This window comes from Photorhabdus sp. S10-54, assembly GCF_963878145.1.
In the GTDB taxonomy this organism is placed as follows: domain Bacteria; phylum Pseudomonadota; class Gammaproteobacteria; order Enterobacterales; family Enterobacteriaceae; genus Photorhabdus; species Photorhabdus kayaii.
Genome location: NZ_CAWNXG010000042.1, coordinates 10,524 through 30,318, shown reverse-complemented (window position 1 = coordinate 30,318; position 19,795 = coordinate 10,524). Strand labels below are relative to the sequence as shown.

Below are 19,795 nucleotides of genomic sequence, written 5' to 3'. Positions count from 1 at the left end.
CCCCCCGTTTTATAACCGTCATTATTTATAGGATATCTTCATGCACAAGGATCTTGTCTTTCCAGATTCACTGCGTCAGATCATATCTGGCCTGTTTACTCAAAAAAATACACTGGTGAATGATAACGACGATTTAATTCGCAAGGGGCTGGACTCAATGCAAATGATGGCATTGTTAAACCAGTTGAGGCGTCAAGGATATCGCGTCACCCTTCGTGAACTTTATCAAAAACCCACACTGTATGCCTGGAGCCAGCTTCTGCAACGTCATGCGCCTGTTACTCACACAGCACTTAAGCCTGATGCGGCGCAGCCACTGATTACAGATGCTCGTCCGTTCCCGCTGACCGCAGTACAACATGCTTATTTTGTTGGGCGTTCGCCAGAGCAGACGTTGGGAGGAGTAGGTTGCCATTTATATCAAGAATTTGACGGTATCGGGTTGGAACCTGAACAACTGGAAGCGGCAATTCATAGGTTGATTCAGCGACATCCGATGTTACGAGTGCGGTTTTTGCCCGATGGTCGCCAGAAAGGGATGGCTGATGCTTATTGGAAAAAATTAACGGTTCATGACCTGCGCAGCTTGACAGCAGAAGAACAGCAACAAGCGCTGAATAATATACGTGAACAACTAAGCCATCGGGTATTACAGGTTGAACAAGGGGAGACGTTCGATATTCAGCTAAGTCTGTTTGGTGAGAATCAGCACCGGTTGCACGCTAATATTGATTTGCTGATCATGGATGCTGCCAGTTTTAGCCTGTTCTTTACTGAACTGGCGGCATTAATTGTTAAACGTAACCTGCCTGTTATCCCTTCCGACTATGATTTTTGCAGCTATTTAGCGCAATATCAGGCTCAATTTGCGCAGGCTCGACAAGAAGCAGAGATATTCTGGCGTAACCGGTTAGATATCCTTCCCCCTGCCCCGCAACTCCCTTTGGCTAAGGAACCTTCCCTAATAAAAAACGTCTGCATTCAGCGCAGATGTTTCCGCTTGGCTCCTGAACATTGGCAACGTTTTAAACAACTTGCTCAACAAAATGGTGTTACGCCAACGATGGCATTGGCGACCGCATTTGCTGGTCTATTATGTCGCTGGAATCATGCCCCCCGCCTGTTGTTTAACCTGACATTGTTTGATAGAGCGCCGTTGCACACCGCAGTTGATAGCCTGCTGGCCGACTTTACTAATATTCTGCTATTAGATATTCCCGCTGATAATTTGCCGTTCTGCCAACTCGCTAAAGATGCGCAGGCAACATTTGCCGAAGCTTACGAACACCGCCATTGGTCTGGTGTAGAAGTTTTACGTGAACTTAAAAAACGCGGTAGTCATCCATATGGTGCGCCAATTGTGTTTACCAGCAATTTAGGCCGACCTTTATATGGTGAAAATACCCGTGATGTTCTGGGAAAACCAAGTTGGGGAATATCACAAACACCTCAGGTATGGCTGGATTTCGTTGCATTTGAACATGAAAACACGCTGAATATTCAGTGGGATAGTAACGATGAACTCTTCCCTGATGGGTTAATGGATACCTTATTTACCGCTTATCAGGGGTTCATTGAACATCTAACGGAAAACGCCACACAGTGGAGTAAAGAATTACCGGATCTGATGCCTAAATCACAATACCAGCTTCGGTATCAGATCAATGACACAACTGAACCTTTTCCGGATGCCCTTCTGCATGAAGGTGTGTTTTTGCAGGCAGAACGTACACCAAATATTGTTGCTTTGGTGACTAATAATAAGGAAATCAGTTATGGTGAATTAAGTTTGGCCGCTCGCTGGTTAGCAACCGTGTTGCAAAAAATGTCGGTTATACCGGGAGATCGGGTTGCCATTAGCATGGAAAAAGGCGTCGGACAAATTGTTGCGGTATTGGCGATACTTTATATCGGCGGCGTTTATGTACCGGTTCCTGTTGATCAGCCAGTAAACCGACGTCGTGCTATCTGCGAAAGTGCTGGAATTCGTATCGTTATCATTGATCCTGAACAACACATTGATCTTGAAAAACACAGTGATGACTGGTCACAAGATGTACACTGTGTTTCCTGGCATCAGGATGAGCAATGGCCACCTTTGGCAAACATGGTTAAGCGTGCGGTTACTGATCCGGCTTATATCATCTATACCTCTGGTTCAACCGGTATGCCAAAAGGAGTCGTTATCAGCCACCAGAGCGCACTCAATACCTGTTTGGATATCAATCGCCGTCATCAGGTCCAAAGTAGCGATCGGTTATTGGCACTCTCTGCTCTACATTTCGACCTCTCCGTTTATGACATTTTCGGTATTCTCACCGCGGGAGGTGCGCTGGTATTAATTAATGAAGCACAGCGTCGTGACCCATCAACCTGGGAAATGTTGATCGCGCGTCATCATGTGACGTTGTGGAATAGTGTGCCCGCACTGTTCGATATGTTACTGACCTATTGCGAAGGCATGGAGGTCGATGCGCCGAAAGCACTTCGTACTGTGATGTTGTCCGGGGACTGGATTGGTTTGTCACTGCCTGAACGTTACCGCGCCTTCAATCCTGATGGTGTTTTGGGTGCAATGGGTGGTGCAACAGAAGCGGCTATTTGGTCAAACGAATATATCGTCAAAGAAGTTGAAGCACAGTGGCGCTCCATTCCGTATGGCTATCCTTTAGCTAACCAGCGTTACCGTGTCGTAGGTGAAGATGGCCGTGATTGTCCTGACTGGGTTGTCGGTGAGCTTTGGATTGGTGGTGCCGGTGTCGCATTAGGCTACTTTAATGATGAAGAACGCACTTCCGCTCAATTTGTTGTCGATCAAGGGGAACGCTGGTACCGCACTGGTGATCTAGGTTGTTACCATCCTGAGGGCTGGCTTGAATTTCTGGGACGTCGTGATAGTCAGGTAAAAATTGGTGGTTACCGAATTGAGTTGGGAGAAATTGATGCTGCCCTTAATCAGGTAATCGGAATCAGTAAAGGGGTGGCACTCGCCAGTGGCGAAAAAGAGAAGTCGCTAGTGGCGTTCCTTGAATTGGAAGGTGATTCTTTATGCCAACGGGTAAATCGTGCGCCTCAGTTACCCGCGGGCTATCGTGAGCTGTTCCCTGCAATGCACGCAATAACCGCAGATAGCAGTGGACCTCAAGTTGCAATGTTCCTGCTGGAACATCTATCTCGTCACGGTATTACCTTTACTTCACCGCAGTCACTGACGGATTGCTTGAAGCGCTATCAGCCCCAACCGGAATACCATGACTTGTTTGCCCGTATGTTGGCATATCTTTGTCAATGTAAGGTACTGGTTGAATCTACACAGCATATATATCAGGCCGGATGGTTACCTGCTACATCCAATAATGAGGCGATAGGTATCCCGGAACGTTGGCATGCTGTGCTACATGATGTTCTTACCGGGCAACAGACGGCGATCGCATTACTTGACGATCCGCAATTCGCACCGGAACAACAACTGTTTGTATTGCCAGAAACCCAGCAGTGGTTAGCAGGGTTGCAACAGGTCATCACTGCCCTTTCTCAGCGATTACAACGCCCCGTGACTTTGATGGAGTTTGATGCTCGCAGCGGTCGCTGTGCGCAGTGGTTGGCTGAGCATATTACTGATCAGCACCTCTGTTATCTCGGCTTTGAACGTTCTCAAGCATTGGTCAATCAGGCGCAAACACGGCTGAGCGGTTATGCTCATGCATCAGTACAATGTTGGTCTGAACGAAGTTGGCCTGAACAAGTTCCTGAATCGCTGCAACATCAGGCTGATATTATTCTGCTGAATAACGTATTACATCGGGAAGAAGATCCCGCATGTTGTGTCAAGGAATTGGTACCCCTTGCTCAACCTGGCGCGTTGATATTGGTAATGGAGTTGCAACAGGCATCGTCTCTTTCCCTGATTACGACTGAATTGCTTTCACCTCAAGGTATTCAATTACGTTCTGCGTCACAGTGGTTATCGCTATTACCACAACAATTGCCATTACAGGCTGAAACGCCAATTACCATCGGTAACCTTAATGTGTTATTGATGCGATCAAGTGACAGTGTCACCATTCCTGATCGGGAAAAAATTAAGTCTGTGCTGGCACAACATCTGCCGGGATATATGATTCCACAGCGCTTGCATATCATTCCTCGCCTGCCACTGACACCTAACGGCAAAATTGATCGTAAGGTGTTGTCGCAAGAACTACAGTCTGCGACAAAAACAGAGACATCATCACGCCGGAATGAAGTGGTTTTGTTAAATGCAGTTGAACAAACCGTTGCTGGAATTTGGCAACGTTTGCTCAATACAGAGCAACTGGGCCGTGACAGTGACTTTTTCCAACTTGGTGGAGACAGTCTTCTGGCTACACGCTTGGTTGGTGAACTGACACAACAAGGCTTCAAAGGTGAACTGGGCCATCTTTTCCGTAACCCACAATTAGCTGCATTTGCGGCTACGCTGGTTCCTCTGGCTGAAACCTCATCAGCAGCGTGTGCTCTGCCGAAAGAGCAAAATGAATACCACCCTTTCCCACTCACGGAAGTTCAGCAGGCTTATTTGGTCGGGCGCCATCCGGGTTTCGCTTTAAGTGGTGTTGGCGCGCATTTCTTTATTGAATACCGGATAGAGCAATTAGATGTTCAACGTTTAAATCGGGTGCTAAATCGTCTGATTCAGCGTCATCCAATGCTCAGAACCGTGGTTGTTAATGGGCAGCAACAGGTATTAGAAAATGTCCCTCAGTTCTCCGTCAAACAACATCAATTCATCAATATTACGCGGGCCGACACATTACGTGAACAGCTTTCACATCAGGTATTAGATGCCGGCAACTGGCCGGTATTCGATTTCCAGCTTGCGCAAGATGATGGAATTATCTCCCGGCTATTTGTCAGTCTGGATAATCTGCTATTAGACGGGTTGAGCATGCAGATATTGCTGGCCGAATTAGAACAGCTCTATCTCGACGAGCAACATGAATTGCCACCATTGAAAGTGACATTCCGGGATTGTGTGTTATGCCAGCAGCAAATGCCGACGCACCAGCATTCGCTGCAATATTGGCAGGAGCAAGTGAAAACATTACCACTGGCACCACAATTGCCACTGCGTATTGCCCCGGAAGAGGTTCAATCCCCACGTTTTGTGCGCTATAGCGATCGGTTATCTGCATATGAATGGAGCCAGTTAAAACAACATGCAGCGCCTTATCAGATAACGCCTTCCGCGCTATTAATTGCGGCTTATGCAGCGGTTCTTTCTGCATTCAGTACTAAACCGGAGCTAACGCTCAACCTTACCCTTTTCGATCGTCCGCACTGGCATGAAGATATTAATCACATTCTGGGTGATTTCACTTCTCTGTCATTACTGGCCTGGCGCCCGAAGAAAAATTGGTTATCAAGTGCCCGTAGATTGCAACAACAGCTCTGGCAGGATCTGGATCACCGTCACATTTCAGCAATTAGAGTGATGCGTGAATTGGCACAGAGCCGTAGCCCCGATGCGGCCATTATGCCGGTCGTTTTCACCAGTGCATTGGGAACACACCAAGGGCAATTTCTTTCGCATTCATCATGGATGAAACCCGTTTGGGGTATTTCCCAAACGCCACAAATCTGGTTGGATCACCAGGTTTATGAATCTGATAATGAACTTTGTCTAAATTGGGATGCTGTCGAAGAATTGTTTGAACCGCGTCAGTTGCAAAACATGTTCAATAGCTACATGACGCTGTTGCGTACCCTTGCGGCACAGCCAGAAAGTTGGCATGCAGCACTGGAACAACTGATGCCACGCCAGCAATCCGTGATGGTTGAAAATACTGCTGTTGCCATTGCGCCATCACTGCGTTCAGCGGGATATGACCCACAAATATGCAGCGAAATTCAACGCCTGTTCTTGTCTATAACAAATCATCCTATTAACGCACAACAAAACTTTTTTGAGGCAGGAGCCAGCTCGCTACAGCTAATTCAATTGCATAGCAAATTACAACATGCGGGTTTTTATCATCTTGCCGTGACTGATTTATTTGCTTATCCAACAGCAGAGACGCTCAGTTTGCGCTGCCGGAAGGATCCCCGCGACGGAAATCGCCAGTCGATTACCCCTCGTCAGCGTCAACAACAAAAGCGTTTGCAACAACGGGAAAGACGTCATAAAGGAGCTGCATAATGACTGATTTAACACCTCACTACGATAATTGCGATCCTATCGCAGTGATTGGCCTTGCCTGCCGCTTTCCGCAGGCGCCAGATAGCGATACTTTCTGGCATAACCTGCAACACGGAGTTGAGTGTACTGTTCCACTCTCCCGTCAAACATTATTAGATGCAGGTATTCCTCCTGAAGTTATTGAGAGTGAAAATTTTGTCAATCGGGCAGCGATATTAGAGAAGGCGGAACAATTTGACGCCTCGCTGTTTGGTTATTCACGTCAGGAAGCGGAGATGCTCGATCCTCAACAGCGTCTTTTTCTCCAGACTGCCTGGCATGCCCTTGAGCATGCCGGTTATGCACCACGCCATGTCCCGTTGAAAACCGGTGTTTTTGGTAGTAGCCGAGTCAGTACTTGGCCTTCATGGTCACAATTTTCCATGACTGATGTTGGCAAAGTTAAAGGGCTTCAAGCGTTAATCAGTAACGATAAAGATTATCTTGCGACACGTACCGCGTATAAATTAAACCTAAAAGGCCCGGCACTGACGGTACAAACAGCGTGTTCAAGTTCACTGGTTGCCGTACATATAGCTTGTGAAAACCTGCGTGCCGGTGAGTGTGACATGGCGTTGGCTGGTGGTGTGGCAGTTTCTTTCCCGCAAGAAAGTGGTTACTTGTATCAGCCGGGAATGATCTTCTCCCCTGATGGGCATTGCCGCCCTTTTGATAGCCAAGCAAATGGCACCTATGGTGGCAATGGCGTTGGTGTTGTCACGCTAAAACGCTTAAGTGATGCTCTGCGCGATGGCGATCCCATCATGGCTGTGCTACGTGGCAGTGCAATTAATAATGACGGCAATGAGAAAGTTGGCTTTACTGCCCCTTCGGTTAACGGTCAGCGCAACGTTATTATCGAAGCACTTCAACTGGCGGATGTCAGTGTTGATGATGTTGGGATGATCGAGGCACATGGCACAGGAACGCCTCTTGGCGATCCGATAGAAGTTGACGCGTTACACAGCATATTTTCTGACCGTAGTGTGGCGGTACCGCCTTGTTATCTTGGCTCAGTGAAAAGCAATATGGGCCATCTTGATACGGCTGCCGGCATTGCTAGCTTGATTAAAGCGGTTCTGTCTGTTTGGCATGGACATATTCCACCGACGATCAATGTTCAGCAACCCAACCCAGCTTTACGGTTGGAACAAAGTCCATTCAAGCTGGCAACACAAGGGCAACGCTGGACACAAGCATTACGTACCGCGGGCGTCTCTTCGTTTGGTATTGGTGGTACTAACTGTCATGTCGTCGTGCAATCATTGCCAGAGAAATTACGTCGTCACCGTGTCCATCATGCGCAGACTTCGCCTTTATTGCTCTCTGCTGCTTCTGAATTTTCATTACGTCAATTGGCCCAACGTTATGCGGCTGCACTCAATGGTGCACTAGGGCATCATGCAGATTTGGCATGGACCGCATTACAGGGGCGTGATTTTTCATTACCCTGGCGTTTAGCGTTGACGCTAACGCCACAGAGTGCTGCAAATTTATCCGCTTTTGCCAACAAGAAACCAACACAAAATGTTTTCAGTGGGCAAATCAACAGCGAAAGTAAGCAACTTTGGCAATTTAGCGGCCAAGGTTGCCAATGGTCTGGCATGGGAAAAGCAATGTATGCCAGCTCTCCTGTTTTTTCCGCTATGTTGGATCGTTGCTGTGCAGCCTGTGCATCAGGGTTGGCATTGCCATTAAAAGCCGTGATGTTCGGAGAGCATGATGCCGCATTAGCCACCACCGAATACGCACAACCGGCAATTGTGGCGCATCAGATTGCACTGGCGGCACATTGGCGGGCGCTTGGATTGAAGCCTGATTATGTATTGGGGCACTCGGTTGGAGAATTTGCCGCTGCCGTTGTTGCCGGGATTCTCACACCTGAACAGGTGATGCCGCTCGTTGCGGTACGAGGCAAACTGATGCAAAGCTGCTCCCAAGGGGGCGCAATGCTGGCGGTTTTTGCCAATGAAGAAGAAGTACTTCCGTTCGTTTGTTCGCTGGCATTAGATTTGGCGGTTTGCAATGGCCCACAACACTGGGTTTGGGCCGGTACAGCGACGGAAATTGCTACTTTGGCGCAACGTCTGGAACAACAGCAGATTCGTTGCCAACGTCTAAACGTTGCCTGTGCAGCACATTCAGCCATGCTTGATGGCGTACTGGAGGCATTTTCTCTGCGTTGTAGCCAGTTGCAACCTACATTGGGGGAAATCCCGCTGATTTCTACCCTGACAGCCAATATTGCAACGGCTGAACAATTGGGTTCACCAGACTACTGGCGTAACCATATGCGTCAGACCGTACGCTATTACCCGGCGGTTGAATTTGCTCGCCAGCAAGGGGTGACATTATTCATGGAGATGGGGGCTGATGCACAATTAACTGGCATCGGGCGGCGTGTCAGTCTGCCACAGGAAATCTGGATTGCTGGCGTACGGCGTCAAAGTTCTCCAGAGACAGCTCAGCAAACGGCTCTCATGCAACTTTACTGTGCTGGCGTGCATCTTGACTGGCTGCATCTTTTCTCGCTTACTGGGGAAAAATGTCATGCTCCGCTCTATCCATTTGATGAGCAGCATTATCGCTTCCCTGCAACCAAATCTGTGCAGCCCACAACCAATATCAATACTGGACTTGATGTCAATGCTCTGCTCGATCCTGCCATTGAGCAAAACCCCGATGCTGCAACACTACGTGAGTTGTATACCGATGCATTGGTATATCAATGTCATGGGCGTGATACTGAACAAGGTTTCAGTGCTATCGACACTATTCGGGCTGGCCGTCTGCAACCTCGTTGGCGCCCTTTGTTGGAACAATTGCTAACCTATTGCGTCCAGCAAGGTTATTACCGGGAAGTTTTTGGGCCAACAACAAGTAAAATGTATCGTCCTGATCGTCCCCTGCCATATGCCAAACGCAGATTATTAGAGGCACGTTTACTCACTGCTTTCCCTGCTTTGATTTATGCGGGTGAGCGTCTATTTGCCCTGTTAAGCGATCGTTGCGATCTGCCGCGTCAGTTTGTATCAACACAAGCTGCAACCAACTCATGGCTTCCCGCACCACAACCGTGCCCCGATACCCACTATGCCCTACACTGGCGTACAATAAACATCACAGATAACCCAAGATCTTCAACGGCATATACTCTCCGTTCTTCAACTGAGAATGACGAGAGAGTTAATCATTGGTGTCAGGCGGGTATTCATTTACAGCCAGAAAGCGGAAATATCTTATTGCTGCTTACTGGCAGTGATGTACTTGAATTATGCAATCAAGTTATTACCGAACTAAAACGTGATGAAGAAATACCATTAACCGTTGTCACCTGTGGCGCTCAACCGGAAACCACCTTATCACCAGAGAATATCAATCCAGCTCAATATGCTGTCTGGGCATTGTTACGTGTCGCAGTTGAAGAATATCCCCATCGTCGTATTCAAGCGATTGATATTACTGATATCAACGATGCTGACGCTTTGTCATTAGCGCTTGGATATTTAAGTGAACATAACCGTTGGCTGAGAATACGTGGCAACCAAGTCTCGGTACCCGTTTTACAACGTCAATCCTTACTGCTTTCTCAACAGCCGATGTCGATTCCTCATCAGGGTTGGCATATCGTAACTGGGGGAATGGGCGGAATTGGTCAGATTTCCATCCGTTGGTTGTTGGCTCAAGGTGCACGTAGAATCGCGGTACTTGCCCGTCGTCAACATGCGGATTGGGATGCTTTTGTTCAAGAGTTATCACTGAATATTGAATGTGAGATCCGCTGGATTAACGTTGATGTTACTGATACGCCAGCTTTGTTAAATGCAGTGCAGACGCTGGCACAAGAGGATGGTATCGCCGGGGCAATTCATGCGGCGGGTATCGCTGATCACACCCAGTTGGCAGAACTTGAACCTCAACGTCTGTCACAAATGTTATCGATAAAAGCCCTAAGTGCATCGGCATTGCAAATTGCTCTTAAGCAACATAATGCACACTATCTGTTGCTTCATTCTTCTGCCGCATCAATGTTAGGTGCTCAAGGGCAAGGTGCTTATGCCGTTGCCAATGCTTACCTGGAATCTTTGGCGCTGACAGCACCGAGTCCGTTGATGGTAAAAACACTGGTTTGGGGTGTTTGGGGTGGCGTTGGTATGGCCCGCGAGCGGCGATTAGTGGAAAAATTGGCACAAGATGGCATGTTACCGTTCAGCGTCAATGAAGGTATCTGGCATTTTTATCAATCTCTGCGTACCGCATCTCCTTGCTATCTGGCAATACGGTTAGATGAGCATCATCCTGATATTTCGCGACGTTTACAGGCTGACACTGCTCATATCCATCCAGTGGCAACCCCAGCTCCTTCATACTCTGTCGATAACACGCTGTATCAGGACAGTGAAGAACGGCTTAATTGGTTGCGTCAACGTATTGCTGCATTGCTACGATTAGAACAGCCTGAATGTTTGGCACCGCAACAGGACTTACTGCAATTTGGTTTGGATTCCCTGCTGTTCCTGGAGCTAAATGCGGTGATCCACCAGCAATTTGGTTTCAGATTAACTGCCGAGTTGGCTTATCAGAATATGACTTTAGAGGGGCTTAATCGACTTATTGGCGACGCATTACCTGAACAACCAGTAACCTGTTCTCAGCCTGAGATCATTATTGACAGCGCCCAACGTCATGCTCCATTCCCGTTAACACCCATTCAGCACGCTTACTGGATTGGTCGTACTCAGGCCATTGATTTCGGCGGTGTCGCGTGTCACGTCCTATTTGAATGGGATTTGACACTGGATAGTTTTGATATTCCGCGTTTTGAACAGGCATGGAATGCTTTAATTCAGCGTCATGGCATGTTGCGCATGGTCGTGGATGAAGACGGACAACAAAGAATTTTGCCTGAAACGCCTTGGTATGCGTTATCACAAGATGATTTGCGGATGTTGGATGAAATCGCTTGCCAACAGGCGCTGGTTCAGCGTCGTCATACGCTTTCTTACCAAGTCCCGCCAGCAGAACAGTGGCCGTTGTTTGAAGTTTCTGTTTCTCTGCTACCGAATGCACGCTGTCGCTTACATATGAATCTGGATCTGTTGCAGTTTGACGTACAGAGTTTCCGGATCATGATGGACGATTTGCAACGCGCTTACCACCAGCAACCCCTGATCCCGCAGGTGTTTACTTTCCGTGACTATGTGATGGCGGAACAAGCTCAACGGGCAAGTAAAGAGTGGCAGGCATCATGGGCATATTGGCAGGAACAATTACCTTCGTTGCCTCCGGCGCCAAGATTACCGCTGAATCCGCAACTGCCCCAGCATAGTCAGCCACAATTCACAACTTATGAAGGTCGATTAGCACAATCTGATTGGCAAATGCTTAAACAACGCTGGCAACAATGGGGCGTGACTCCTTCTGCCGGTCTGCTGACGCTGTTTGCTCATACTCTGGAATGGTATAGCCGTCATCCGCTGTTTACTCTCAACCTGACATTCTTTAACCGGCAACCTTTCCATCCAGAGGTTCAAGATCTGATTGGTGATTTTACCTCAGTCATGTTGATGGATTTTGATTTACGCAAAATAATCTCCTTGCGTGCCAGCATGGAGAAAACACAAGCTTTGCTGTGGCAACGGCTGAGCCATAACTATGTCAATGGTGTTGAGGTGTTGCGAGAACTTGGCCGTCAACAAAATGGTGAAGCTCAAAGCAGGCAACCGCTGACGCCGGTAGTTTTCACCAGCATGTTGGGAATGGCACAAGAAGGCGTCGCCATTAAACAATCCATCACTCAGTTACTGGGTGATCCAGTCTTTGTTCTGAGTCAAACCCCGCAAGTCTGGCTGGATCATCAGGTCATGGAAGTGGATGGTGATTTACTGTTTAACTGGTACTGCATGGATGATGTATTGGCACCGGGGGTTATTGAAGCACTATTTGCCGTTTATAATGCTCTGTTAGTGCAAATTTGCCATCAGCCTGACTGCATAGAACATTATGATCTTCATATCCCCCCTTCCGGTCATACCCGTTATAACTTCTGGCCGCAACAACCTGAATTGCATCAAGCTGAACAATATTTGCGTACTAAACCTGAAGTACGGTTGGCAGAAATTCAGCCACGTCAGGACGACACGCAAGGTTATAACTTATGGCTGGTGGCAGAAGATAATTTGCCATTATCGCTACCAGAACCATTGTCAATAAACACCGATGTGTTACCGCTGCCTGAGTTGGCAGAACAACAGTCATTTGAGCGTTCCTGGCAACACATTGAACAGCAAGCGTTATTTGGTCTGAGCCAGACATTACTGCGTCATAATCTGTTCACTTATCCTCAGCAATGTCACTCTCGTGCAGAGATTGAACAACGTTTACAACTGGCACCACAGTATCAGCGTCTTCTTACCCAATGGCTGACGTTATTAAACAACCAAGGATTGATTGAAAAAACCGCTGATGGATACCGTTGTCTGCAACCGCTTACTCATGTTCTTGCTCCTACAGCAAAACTGGACGATGCCGTATGGTGTCAAACGATTAGCCGTTATGTTGCAACATGTATCGAGCAACATGATGCCCTGCTTGCCGGGCGAGGTAATGCGTTGGAACTGCTGTTTGCCGATAAACAGACCACTGCCAGCCTCTATAGTGAGAATCCAGCGTTACGATGCCTGAACCAAACTGCCGCTGAAATTGTCCGGCAATTGAGTCAAGTATCTGATCATTTCACTGTACTGGAAGTCGGTGCAGGAACTGGAGCAACCTCATCGAAGGTGCTTAAGCACAATGCACAATCGATTGAACGCTATCACTTTACCGATGTTTCGCCGCTATTCCTGGATGATGCACGCCAGTTGCTCAATCATTATGGCGAAACTGTAAAATTTGCGCTGTTCGATATTAATCAGCGTATTGATTTTAGCCAGCATCCTGAATCCGGTTATGACCTGATTATGGCGGTTAACGTGTTACATGATGCAACCCATCTGCGAAACACCTTGCAACGCCTGTCACGGTTACTAAAAACCGGTGGATGGTTGCTGATTATTGAATCGACGAAACGCGAAAGTGCGATGCAACTCGCCAGTGTTGGTTTTATTGAAGGCATTAATGCCTGGAGTGATGATCGCGGCGATAGTGCATTGATGGCGCTTGCGGACTGGCGTAAGTGCTTGGAGAAATCCGGCTATCGGGTTTCATTGGAATGGCCGGGGCAAGATGGACCAGAACTGCATCAACAACTGATTCTGGCGCAGGCTGAACGGCAAACACGGCTCAATATCAGTGAAGTAGCGGCACAATTTTCCACTTTGCCTTATTCATTGCATGTTCAACAGCAAGAACAATTACCATTGATCATGACCGCTAAAGAGAGCGTAGCACAGCGATCAACTCTGGAAGCAGTACAACCGGAAACAGCGGATAACCAGCTCCATGATATAGAGCAGCAGGTAATCGCGCTCTGGTGTTCACTGCTTCCTCAGCCAATACAGCGCCACAGTGACTTTTTCCAAAGTGGCGGTGACAGCTTAATTGCTACCCGAATGGTGGTGCAATTGCGTCGTCAAGGTTACGAACAGGCAAATCTGCAACAGCTTTTTGAACATCCTAAATTGAGTGAGTTTTGTCGCACCTTGCGAATAGTTGAAACAACACCCGCTACACAGGCTGTTCCACTTGAGGCTAAGCCAGCATCGGAGCAGACGCTTCCACTGACTGCGTTGCAATATGCCTATTGGTTAGGCGAAAGCCAGCTATTCCAATTTGGTAACGGCATTGCGCATTTCTACGCTGAACTGGCTATTAACGATCTTGATCTGCCACGTTTTACCGCAGCTTGGAACCGTGTGGTGAGCCATCATGCGCAATTACGTGGCTATGTGAAGGATGGGCAATATCATATTCTGCCGGAAGTGCCCTGCTATACCCCGACGGTAATTGACTGTCGTAACATGATGCCTGATCAACGCGAGACAAAACTCGCTGATGCCCGCGATATCTTGCGCACTAAAGGTGTTCCTAGCGATAACTGGCCGCTGTTTGATTTGACGCTATATCGTACTGATGACCGGGTATGTTTATTGCATTTGACTATCGACCTACTGGTTGCTGATGGCAAAAGTCTGACGTTAATCCTACGCGATTTGCAACGCGGATATCAGGAACTTAACTGGCAGCCAGAACCACCGGCAGCGACTATTAGTGACTATATTCAAGCACTGGAGGATGAGAAAACGGGGGAAGCCTGGCAACAAAGCCAGCAATATTGGCTTAATCGCTTACCTTATCTGCCTGATGCTCCTGTGTTACCGTTAAAAGATCATCAGTCACAAGAACTTAATCAACAATGTCTGACGGGATATATCAGTCCGCAACAATGGCAGCGTTTGCAACAACGTGCAGCAGAATACCGAGCTTTACCATCACAGGTTATGCTGACGTTATTCACCCATATTCTAGCGGTATGGAGCAACAGCGAGCATTTCACCATCAATGTTCTGCATGGCAACCGACTGTTAATGCCGCAACATTGCGATACGCTGGTCGGAAATCTGTCTACTACATCATTATTGGAAGTGGATTTACGCAATAGCACAGGATTCAGTGACGCGCTAAGTCGGATACAGAAACAGTGGTTAGCTGATCTGCAACATGCTCTATTTGACGGACAACTGGTACTCCGAGAGAAAAATCAGCACCGTCACAATCTAAACGCCGGTATGCCGATTGTGTTCAACGATACAACCGGTACTGCGGGCCAGGGGCCATCAGGGCTGGGAACGCTGAATCTCTTTGGTGCGCAAACACCTCATATTTATCTCGACTGTATGCTGATTTCCGGTTCAGATGGTGGCGTTATCATTCAATGGGCAATTTTGCCGCAACTGTTCCAGCCACAAGTTGCAGAAAACATGTTTGCGCATTATCAGGCTAGTGTCGTCGCCCTGCTTGAACCCGATTACCAATGGAGCACCTTACTTCCAGAGTGGCTCCCGGTAAGTGATCGGATTTTGTGCCAAGATAGTAATGCGACAAAGAATGTGTTTCCGCCCCACACACTCTGTTCGTTAATTGAGCAGTCGGTAAATCGCTACCCACAACGTACCGCTGTAGTCGATGCTTATCGTCAAATCGATTACCGCACTTTGTGGTCACAAAGCCTGACGCTGGCTGCCCATCTACAAGCACAAGAAAATCAGCATTCGCCTCTGATTGGCGTGGTGATGGAAAAAGGTTGGGAACAGATTATCGCGGTTATAGCGATTTTATTGGCGGGACGGGCTTATCTACCTATTGATGCCAGCTACCCGCAACAACGCATCCATCAGCTATTGGCATCAGGAGAAGTTGATATTGTATTGACTCAACCTAAGTTTGCTCAACAGCTGAGTTGGCCTGATGGTGTACAGGTTATCTCTCTGGATGAAATATTACTTAACCGCTTGCCGAAAAATACCGGTGAACAGCGTTTGTCTGCCCATCCTGAGGATTTGGCTTATGTGATTTTCACATCAGGTTCTACTGGCAAACCGAAAGGCGTGATGATAGATCATCAAGGTGCGGTTAATACCATTCTTGATATTAACCAACGTATTGCTCTCAATGAACACGATAGCGTACTGGCAATATCAGAATTGACATTCGATCTTTCAGTTTATGATCTGTTCGGTACTTTAAGTTGTGGGGCAAAACTAGTTATTCCTTCTCCTGGTGACAGCCGACAACCTGACAAGTTATTGACGCGGTTACAACAAGAATCAGTCACAGTTTGGAATTCTGTTCCGGCATTTGTACAACTGCTTGAGGAGTACGCCAGAGATTATCCGCACTCCTTAGAGAGTCTGCGCTGGATATTGATGAGTGGTGATTGGATACCAACCAGTTTGCCAGAAAGATTATCTGCCCTTCACCCTGCCCTGAATATTCTTAGTTTGGGCGGTGCAACTGAAGCGTCAATCTGGTCTATTGCCTATCCTATCGTTCAGGTTGATCCAAACTGGCGCAGCATTCCATATGGAAAACCACTGGCTAATCAGACTTTCTATGTGCTTAATGCAACGCTTTCACCCTGCCCGGTTTGGGTAACGGGGGAACTCTATATTGGTGGACAAGGGTTAGCGCTAGGCTACTGGGCTGATTTAGAAAAAACTGCACAAGCCTTTATTACCCATCCTCAAACCGGTGAACGGTTATACCGCACTGGTGATTTAGGGCGCTGGCGGCCAGACGGTAATATTGAGTTTCTGGGACGCAATGATCATCAGATTAAGATTCGTGGCTATCGGATTGAGTTAGGCGAGATCGAACACCGCTTATGCGAGCATCCGGATATACAACAAGCGTTAGCGTTTGCACATACTACGTCAACCGGTGCATTGCAACTCGTTGCGGGTGTACGTTTATCTGATGAAGCCCCGCTATCTACAGAGCTTTTACCGGTTCTGCCTCATTGGTTGCAACAGACCTTGCCCGTCTGGATGTGTCCACAGCGATTTATCATTCTTGATACGATCCCTATATCCGACAACGGCAAAATTGACAGACGCGCATTGGCAGTTTTGGTTGAGGAGGCAGCACAGGAAATCAATCTTGCATCGTCGGTTGCTCTCAGTGTGACAGCACAAGCTGTGTTGAACCTTTGGCAATCAGTATTGGAACAACAAGCTATCAGTGTGCATGAGAGTTTCTTTACGTTAGGTGGAGACTCTCTGGCGGCGGTACGGTTAATGGTGAAAATCAATCAGACTTTTGACCGTCAATATCCACTCAGCCTGTTACAAACTTACGATACCGTACACTCTTTGGCTGAATTCATTGAACATCAGCCAGAAAACCCTTGCCAAGGGGTGATATTGAACGAGGGAAGCGTTGAACAACCTGTCCTGTTTATCGTCCATCCTATTGGTGGGCATCTGTTGGGGTATCGTCATTTAGCAGCCAATTTCGGTGACCAACGCATGATTGGGTTGGCATTTTCGCCAGATAATTTAAATACAGATACTCCTTCTGTGGCAGCGTTGGCGGCTGACTATATCAGTCAAATCCGAGCTTTCCAGCCACAAGGACCTTATGCCTTGGCAGGATGGTCGTTCGGTGGATTGGTGGCTTATGAAATGGCTCATCAATTACGTGCGGTGGGTGAAAGTGTTTCTCAATGTATCCTGATTGACTGCTTTGCGCCAAATGTGCGCACCGATTTGACGCTGAATGAAACATTTTGTCATCGTCATTTCTTGCTCGATTTGCAGGGGCAATTCCCTGGTCTGACGTTGAATAATCATGTTATCGCAGCTGATACTAAGACTTTCCTTAATGCGTTGCACGATGCCTTGCCGCAATCTGCCAAGATTGATAGCTCGCTGACCGCACTTTATGACGTGTGGCGTCATAACCTGAATGCGTTGCTTGACTACTGTCCGCCGCAGACTTCACAGCCTTTCTGGCTTATACGGGCAGCACAGGCACTACCTGATTTTATGGATTATCTCGATCCAACCACTATCGCCTCAATCGATCTTGGCTGGCAGGCTTTTGGGCCAGTCAATGTGACACAACTTGCGGGCGATCATTACACCTTGTTCCAACATGAACATGTTGGCTCATTGGTTACTTGTCTGAAAGATATCTTGAATTCAGTACCAACCACTAATTTTGTTAAGGAGAACATATGATAAAGCCACGGCGGGTTCTGATTGCCGGTTCGAAATTTGGCGAATTATATCTTAATGCGTTCTTACAACCTCAGTCTGGTTTGGAATTAGCCGGTATTTTGGCACAGGGCAGTGCTCGCTCGCAGCAACTTGCCTGTGATTTTAATGTGCCCCTATTCCGCTCACTGGATGAACTACCAGATGATATTGATATTGCCTGCGTGGTAATACGGGCGGAGGTTATTGGCGGCAAAGGCGATCAGCTCACTCAGGCACTTTTGGCGCATGGAATTTCTGTCATTCAGGAACACCCCCTTGATGCCGAAGCCATTAAAAGACATCAATTAACCGCAAACAAACATGATGCAATGTTTTGGGTAAATAGCTTTTATAGCCAATGTCATGCTGGAAGAAGTTGGTTACATGCGGCGCGGCAAATCACTCACTTATCACAGCAACGTCCGGTAAGTGGTTATCTGACAACCAGTCGCCAATTGCTATTTTCCGCGCTCGATCTGTTGTTACAGGCATGTCACTGTCCGGAACAGATGGAGATAGTCTATGTCGGTCAGCGAAGCAGTGCATTTCATTGCTTTGAACTTAGCTTCGCAGGGACAACAGTAACATTAAACGTGCAATCCTATCTGGACCCGAGAGATCCCGATATGCACAATCTGGTAATGCATAAAATGACGCTGATCTGGCCTGTCGGTTATCTTACGCAGGAAGCCAGTTACGGGCCGGTCATCTGGACACCCGTTCTTCATGCACCTGATCATCTGAACAACGAACAAAGCCTCTACCTGAATGCCAGCCAGCCGGATGATAACTATCTGTACCAAGCAACATCACAAATTCTTTGTCCGGCAACCAAAAACTGGATGACAGCATTTGAATGTGATGGTGCTAAAGGTGTGGCATTTCTGCTCAATACCTTAGGTTCTGTATTGAACGGTGCCCTCTGCCCACCGGCTTTTGCTTACGATTACCAACTGCGGTTAGCAGGTTTATGGCAACAAATTTTGCGTATTATGGGAGAGCCTGTTACTCAGGATTTATCGTCCCCTGTTTGGATTGAGCCAGCAAAATTGATGTTAACTAAGGAAGAATGTTGATGACGTGGTCACTCCCTACACACCCGATGATTCGTCCTTGCCTGACGACTCACGGCAAACCCAAATACACGCTGTTAATCTGCCCCTTTGCCGGGGGCAGTACCAATGCATTCCGCCACTGGTCCACACTAGAAAATTCAGATATAGCGGTTTCACTAGTGATTTACCCCGGACGAGACAGTCGTATGACGGAAAAGGCAGCCACCAGTATTGCGACATTGGCGCAATCACTTTCTGACCTGATGGTGTCATTCACCTCCGCACAAAGAGAGAACCTGATACTTGTCGGTCACAGTATGGGGGCCCAAGTTGCTTTTGAAACTTGCCAACGCCTTGAGCAACAAAATTGTTCACCCAAGGCGCTGGTGCTTTCGGGGTGCCATGCACCTCATCTTCAATCCCGCCGCCAACTTAGCGGATTACCTGATCATGAGTTTATTGAACAATTGATTGATATCGGCGGTTGTAGCCCGATTTTGCGAGAAGATCCCGGCTTGCTTGCGCTGTTCTTGCCGATGCTACGGGCTGATTTTCTTGCTACGGAACATTATCACCGGTTCGTTCAGACTGACGCGATAAAACTGCAAACACCAACATTGCTGCTTTATGGCAGTGAAGATAAAGAGGCTTCTGCGATAGAAGTTCAGCAGTGGCAACAATGGCTTGCAGACGGAGAGCAACACCTTTCATATCGCTACAAGGAGATTGTAGGCGACCATTTTTATATTACTCAAGAACCTGAGAATTTTATTCGCCACGTTACACAATTTATACAATATGTTTGTTTACAGGAGTTCGCATAA

4 protein-coding genes are annotated in these 19,795 nt (G+C 47.5%); all 4 read left to right on the top strand.

Annotated features, from left to right (window positions below):
• Nucleotides 1-40 precede the first annotated feature (40 nt).
• The 4 genes from AACQ83_RS18750 to AACQ83_RS18735 are packed head-to-tail and all read left to right on the top strand — an operon-like array spanning nt 41 to nt 19,795.
• The gene (locus tag AACQ83_RS18750) at nt 41-6,178 is read left to right on the top strand and encodes a non-ribosomal peptide synthetase (RefSeq protein WP_112879127.1); all 6,138 of its coding nucleotides are present in this window, start codon (nt 41-43) and stop codon (nt 6,176-6,178) included.
• Complete coding sequence (locus tag AACQ83_RS18745) at nt 6,178-17,898, top strand: non-ribosomal peptide synthetase/type I polyketide synthase (protein WP_112879126.1); 11,721 nt, start codon at nt 6,178-6,180, stop codon at nt 17,896-17,898. The genes AACQ83_RS18750 and AACQ83_RS18745 overlap by 1 nt, the downstream gene beginning before the upstream one ends.
• The gene (locus AACQ83_RS18740) at nt 17,895-18,992 is read left to right on the top strand and encodes a Gfo/Idh/MocA family oxidoreductase (RefSeq protein WP_112879125.1); all 1,098 of its coding nucleotides are present in this window, start codon (nt 17,895-17,897) and stop codon (nt 18,990-18,992) included. The genes AACQ83_RS18745 and AACQ83_RS18740 overlap by 4 nt, the downstream gene beginning before the upstream one ends.
• Nucleotides 18,992-19,795, top strand: coding sequence for a thioesterase II family protein (locus tag AACQ83_RS18735; RefSeq protein WP_240000852.1), 804 nt, complete (start codon nt 18,992-18,994; stop codon nt 19,793-19,795). Before AACQ83_RS18740 ends, AACQ83_RS18735 begins: the two co-directional genes overlap by 1 nt.

What these genes read in the sequence shown, in the direction of transcription:
- AACQ83_RS18750 (WP_112879127.1), top strand. Translation starts at nt 41, where the DNA reads ATGCACAAGGATCTTGTCTTTCCAGATTCACTGCGTCAGATCATATCT.
- AACQ83_RS18745 (WP_112879126.1), top strand. Translation starts at nt 6,178, where the DNA reads ATGACTGATTTAACACCTCACTACGATAATTGCGATCCTATCGCAGTG.
- AACQ83_RS18740 (WP_112879125.1), top strand. Translation starts at nt 17,895, where the DNA reads ATGATAAAGCCACGGCGGGTTCTGATTGCCGGTTCGAAATTTGGCGAA.
- AACQ83_RS18735 (WP_240000852.1), top strand. Translation starts at nt 18,992, where the DNA reads ATGACGTGGTCACTCCCTACACACCCGATGATTCGTCCTTGCCTGACG.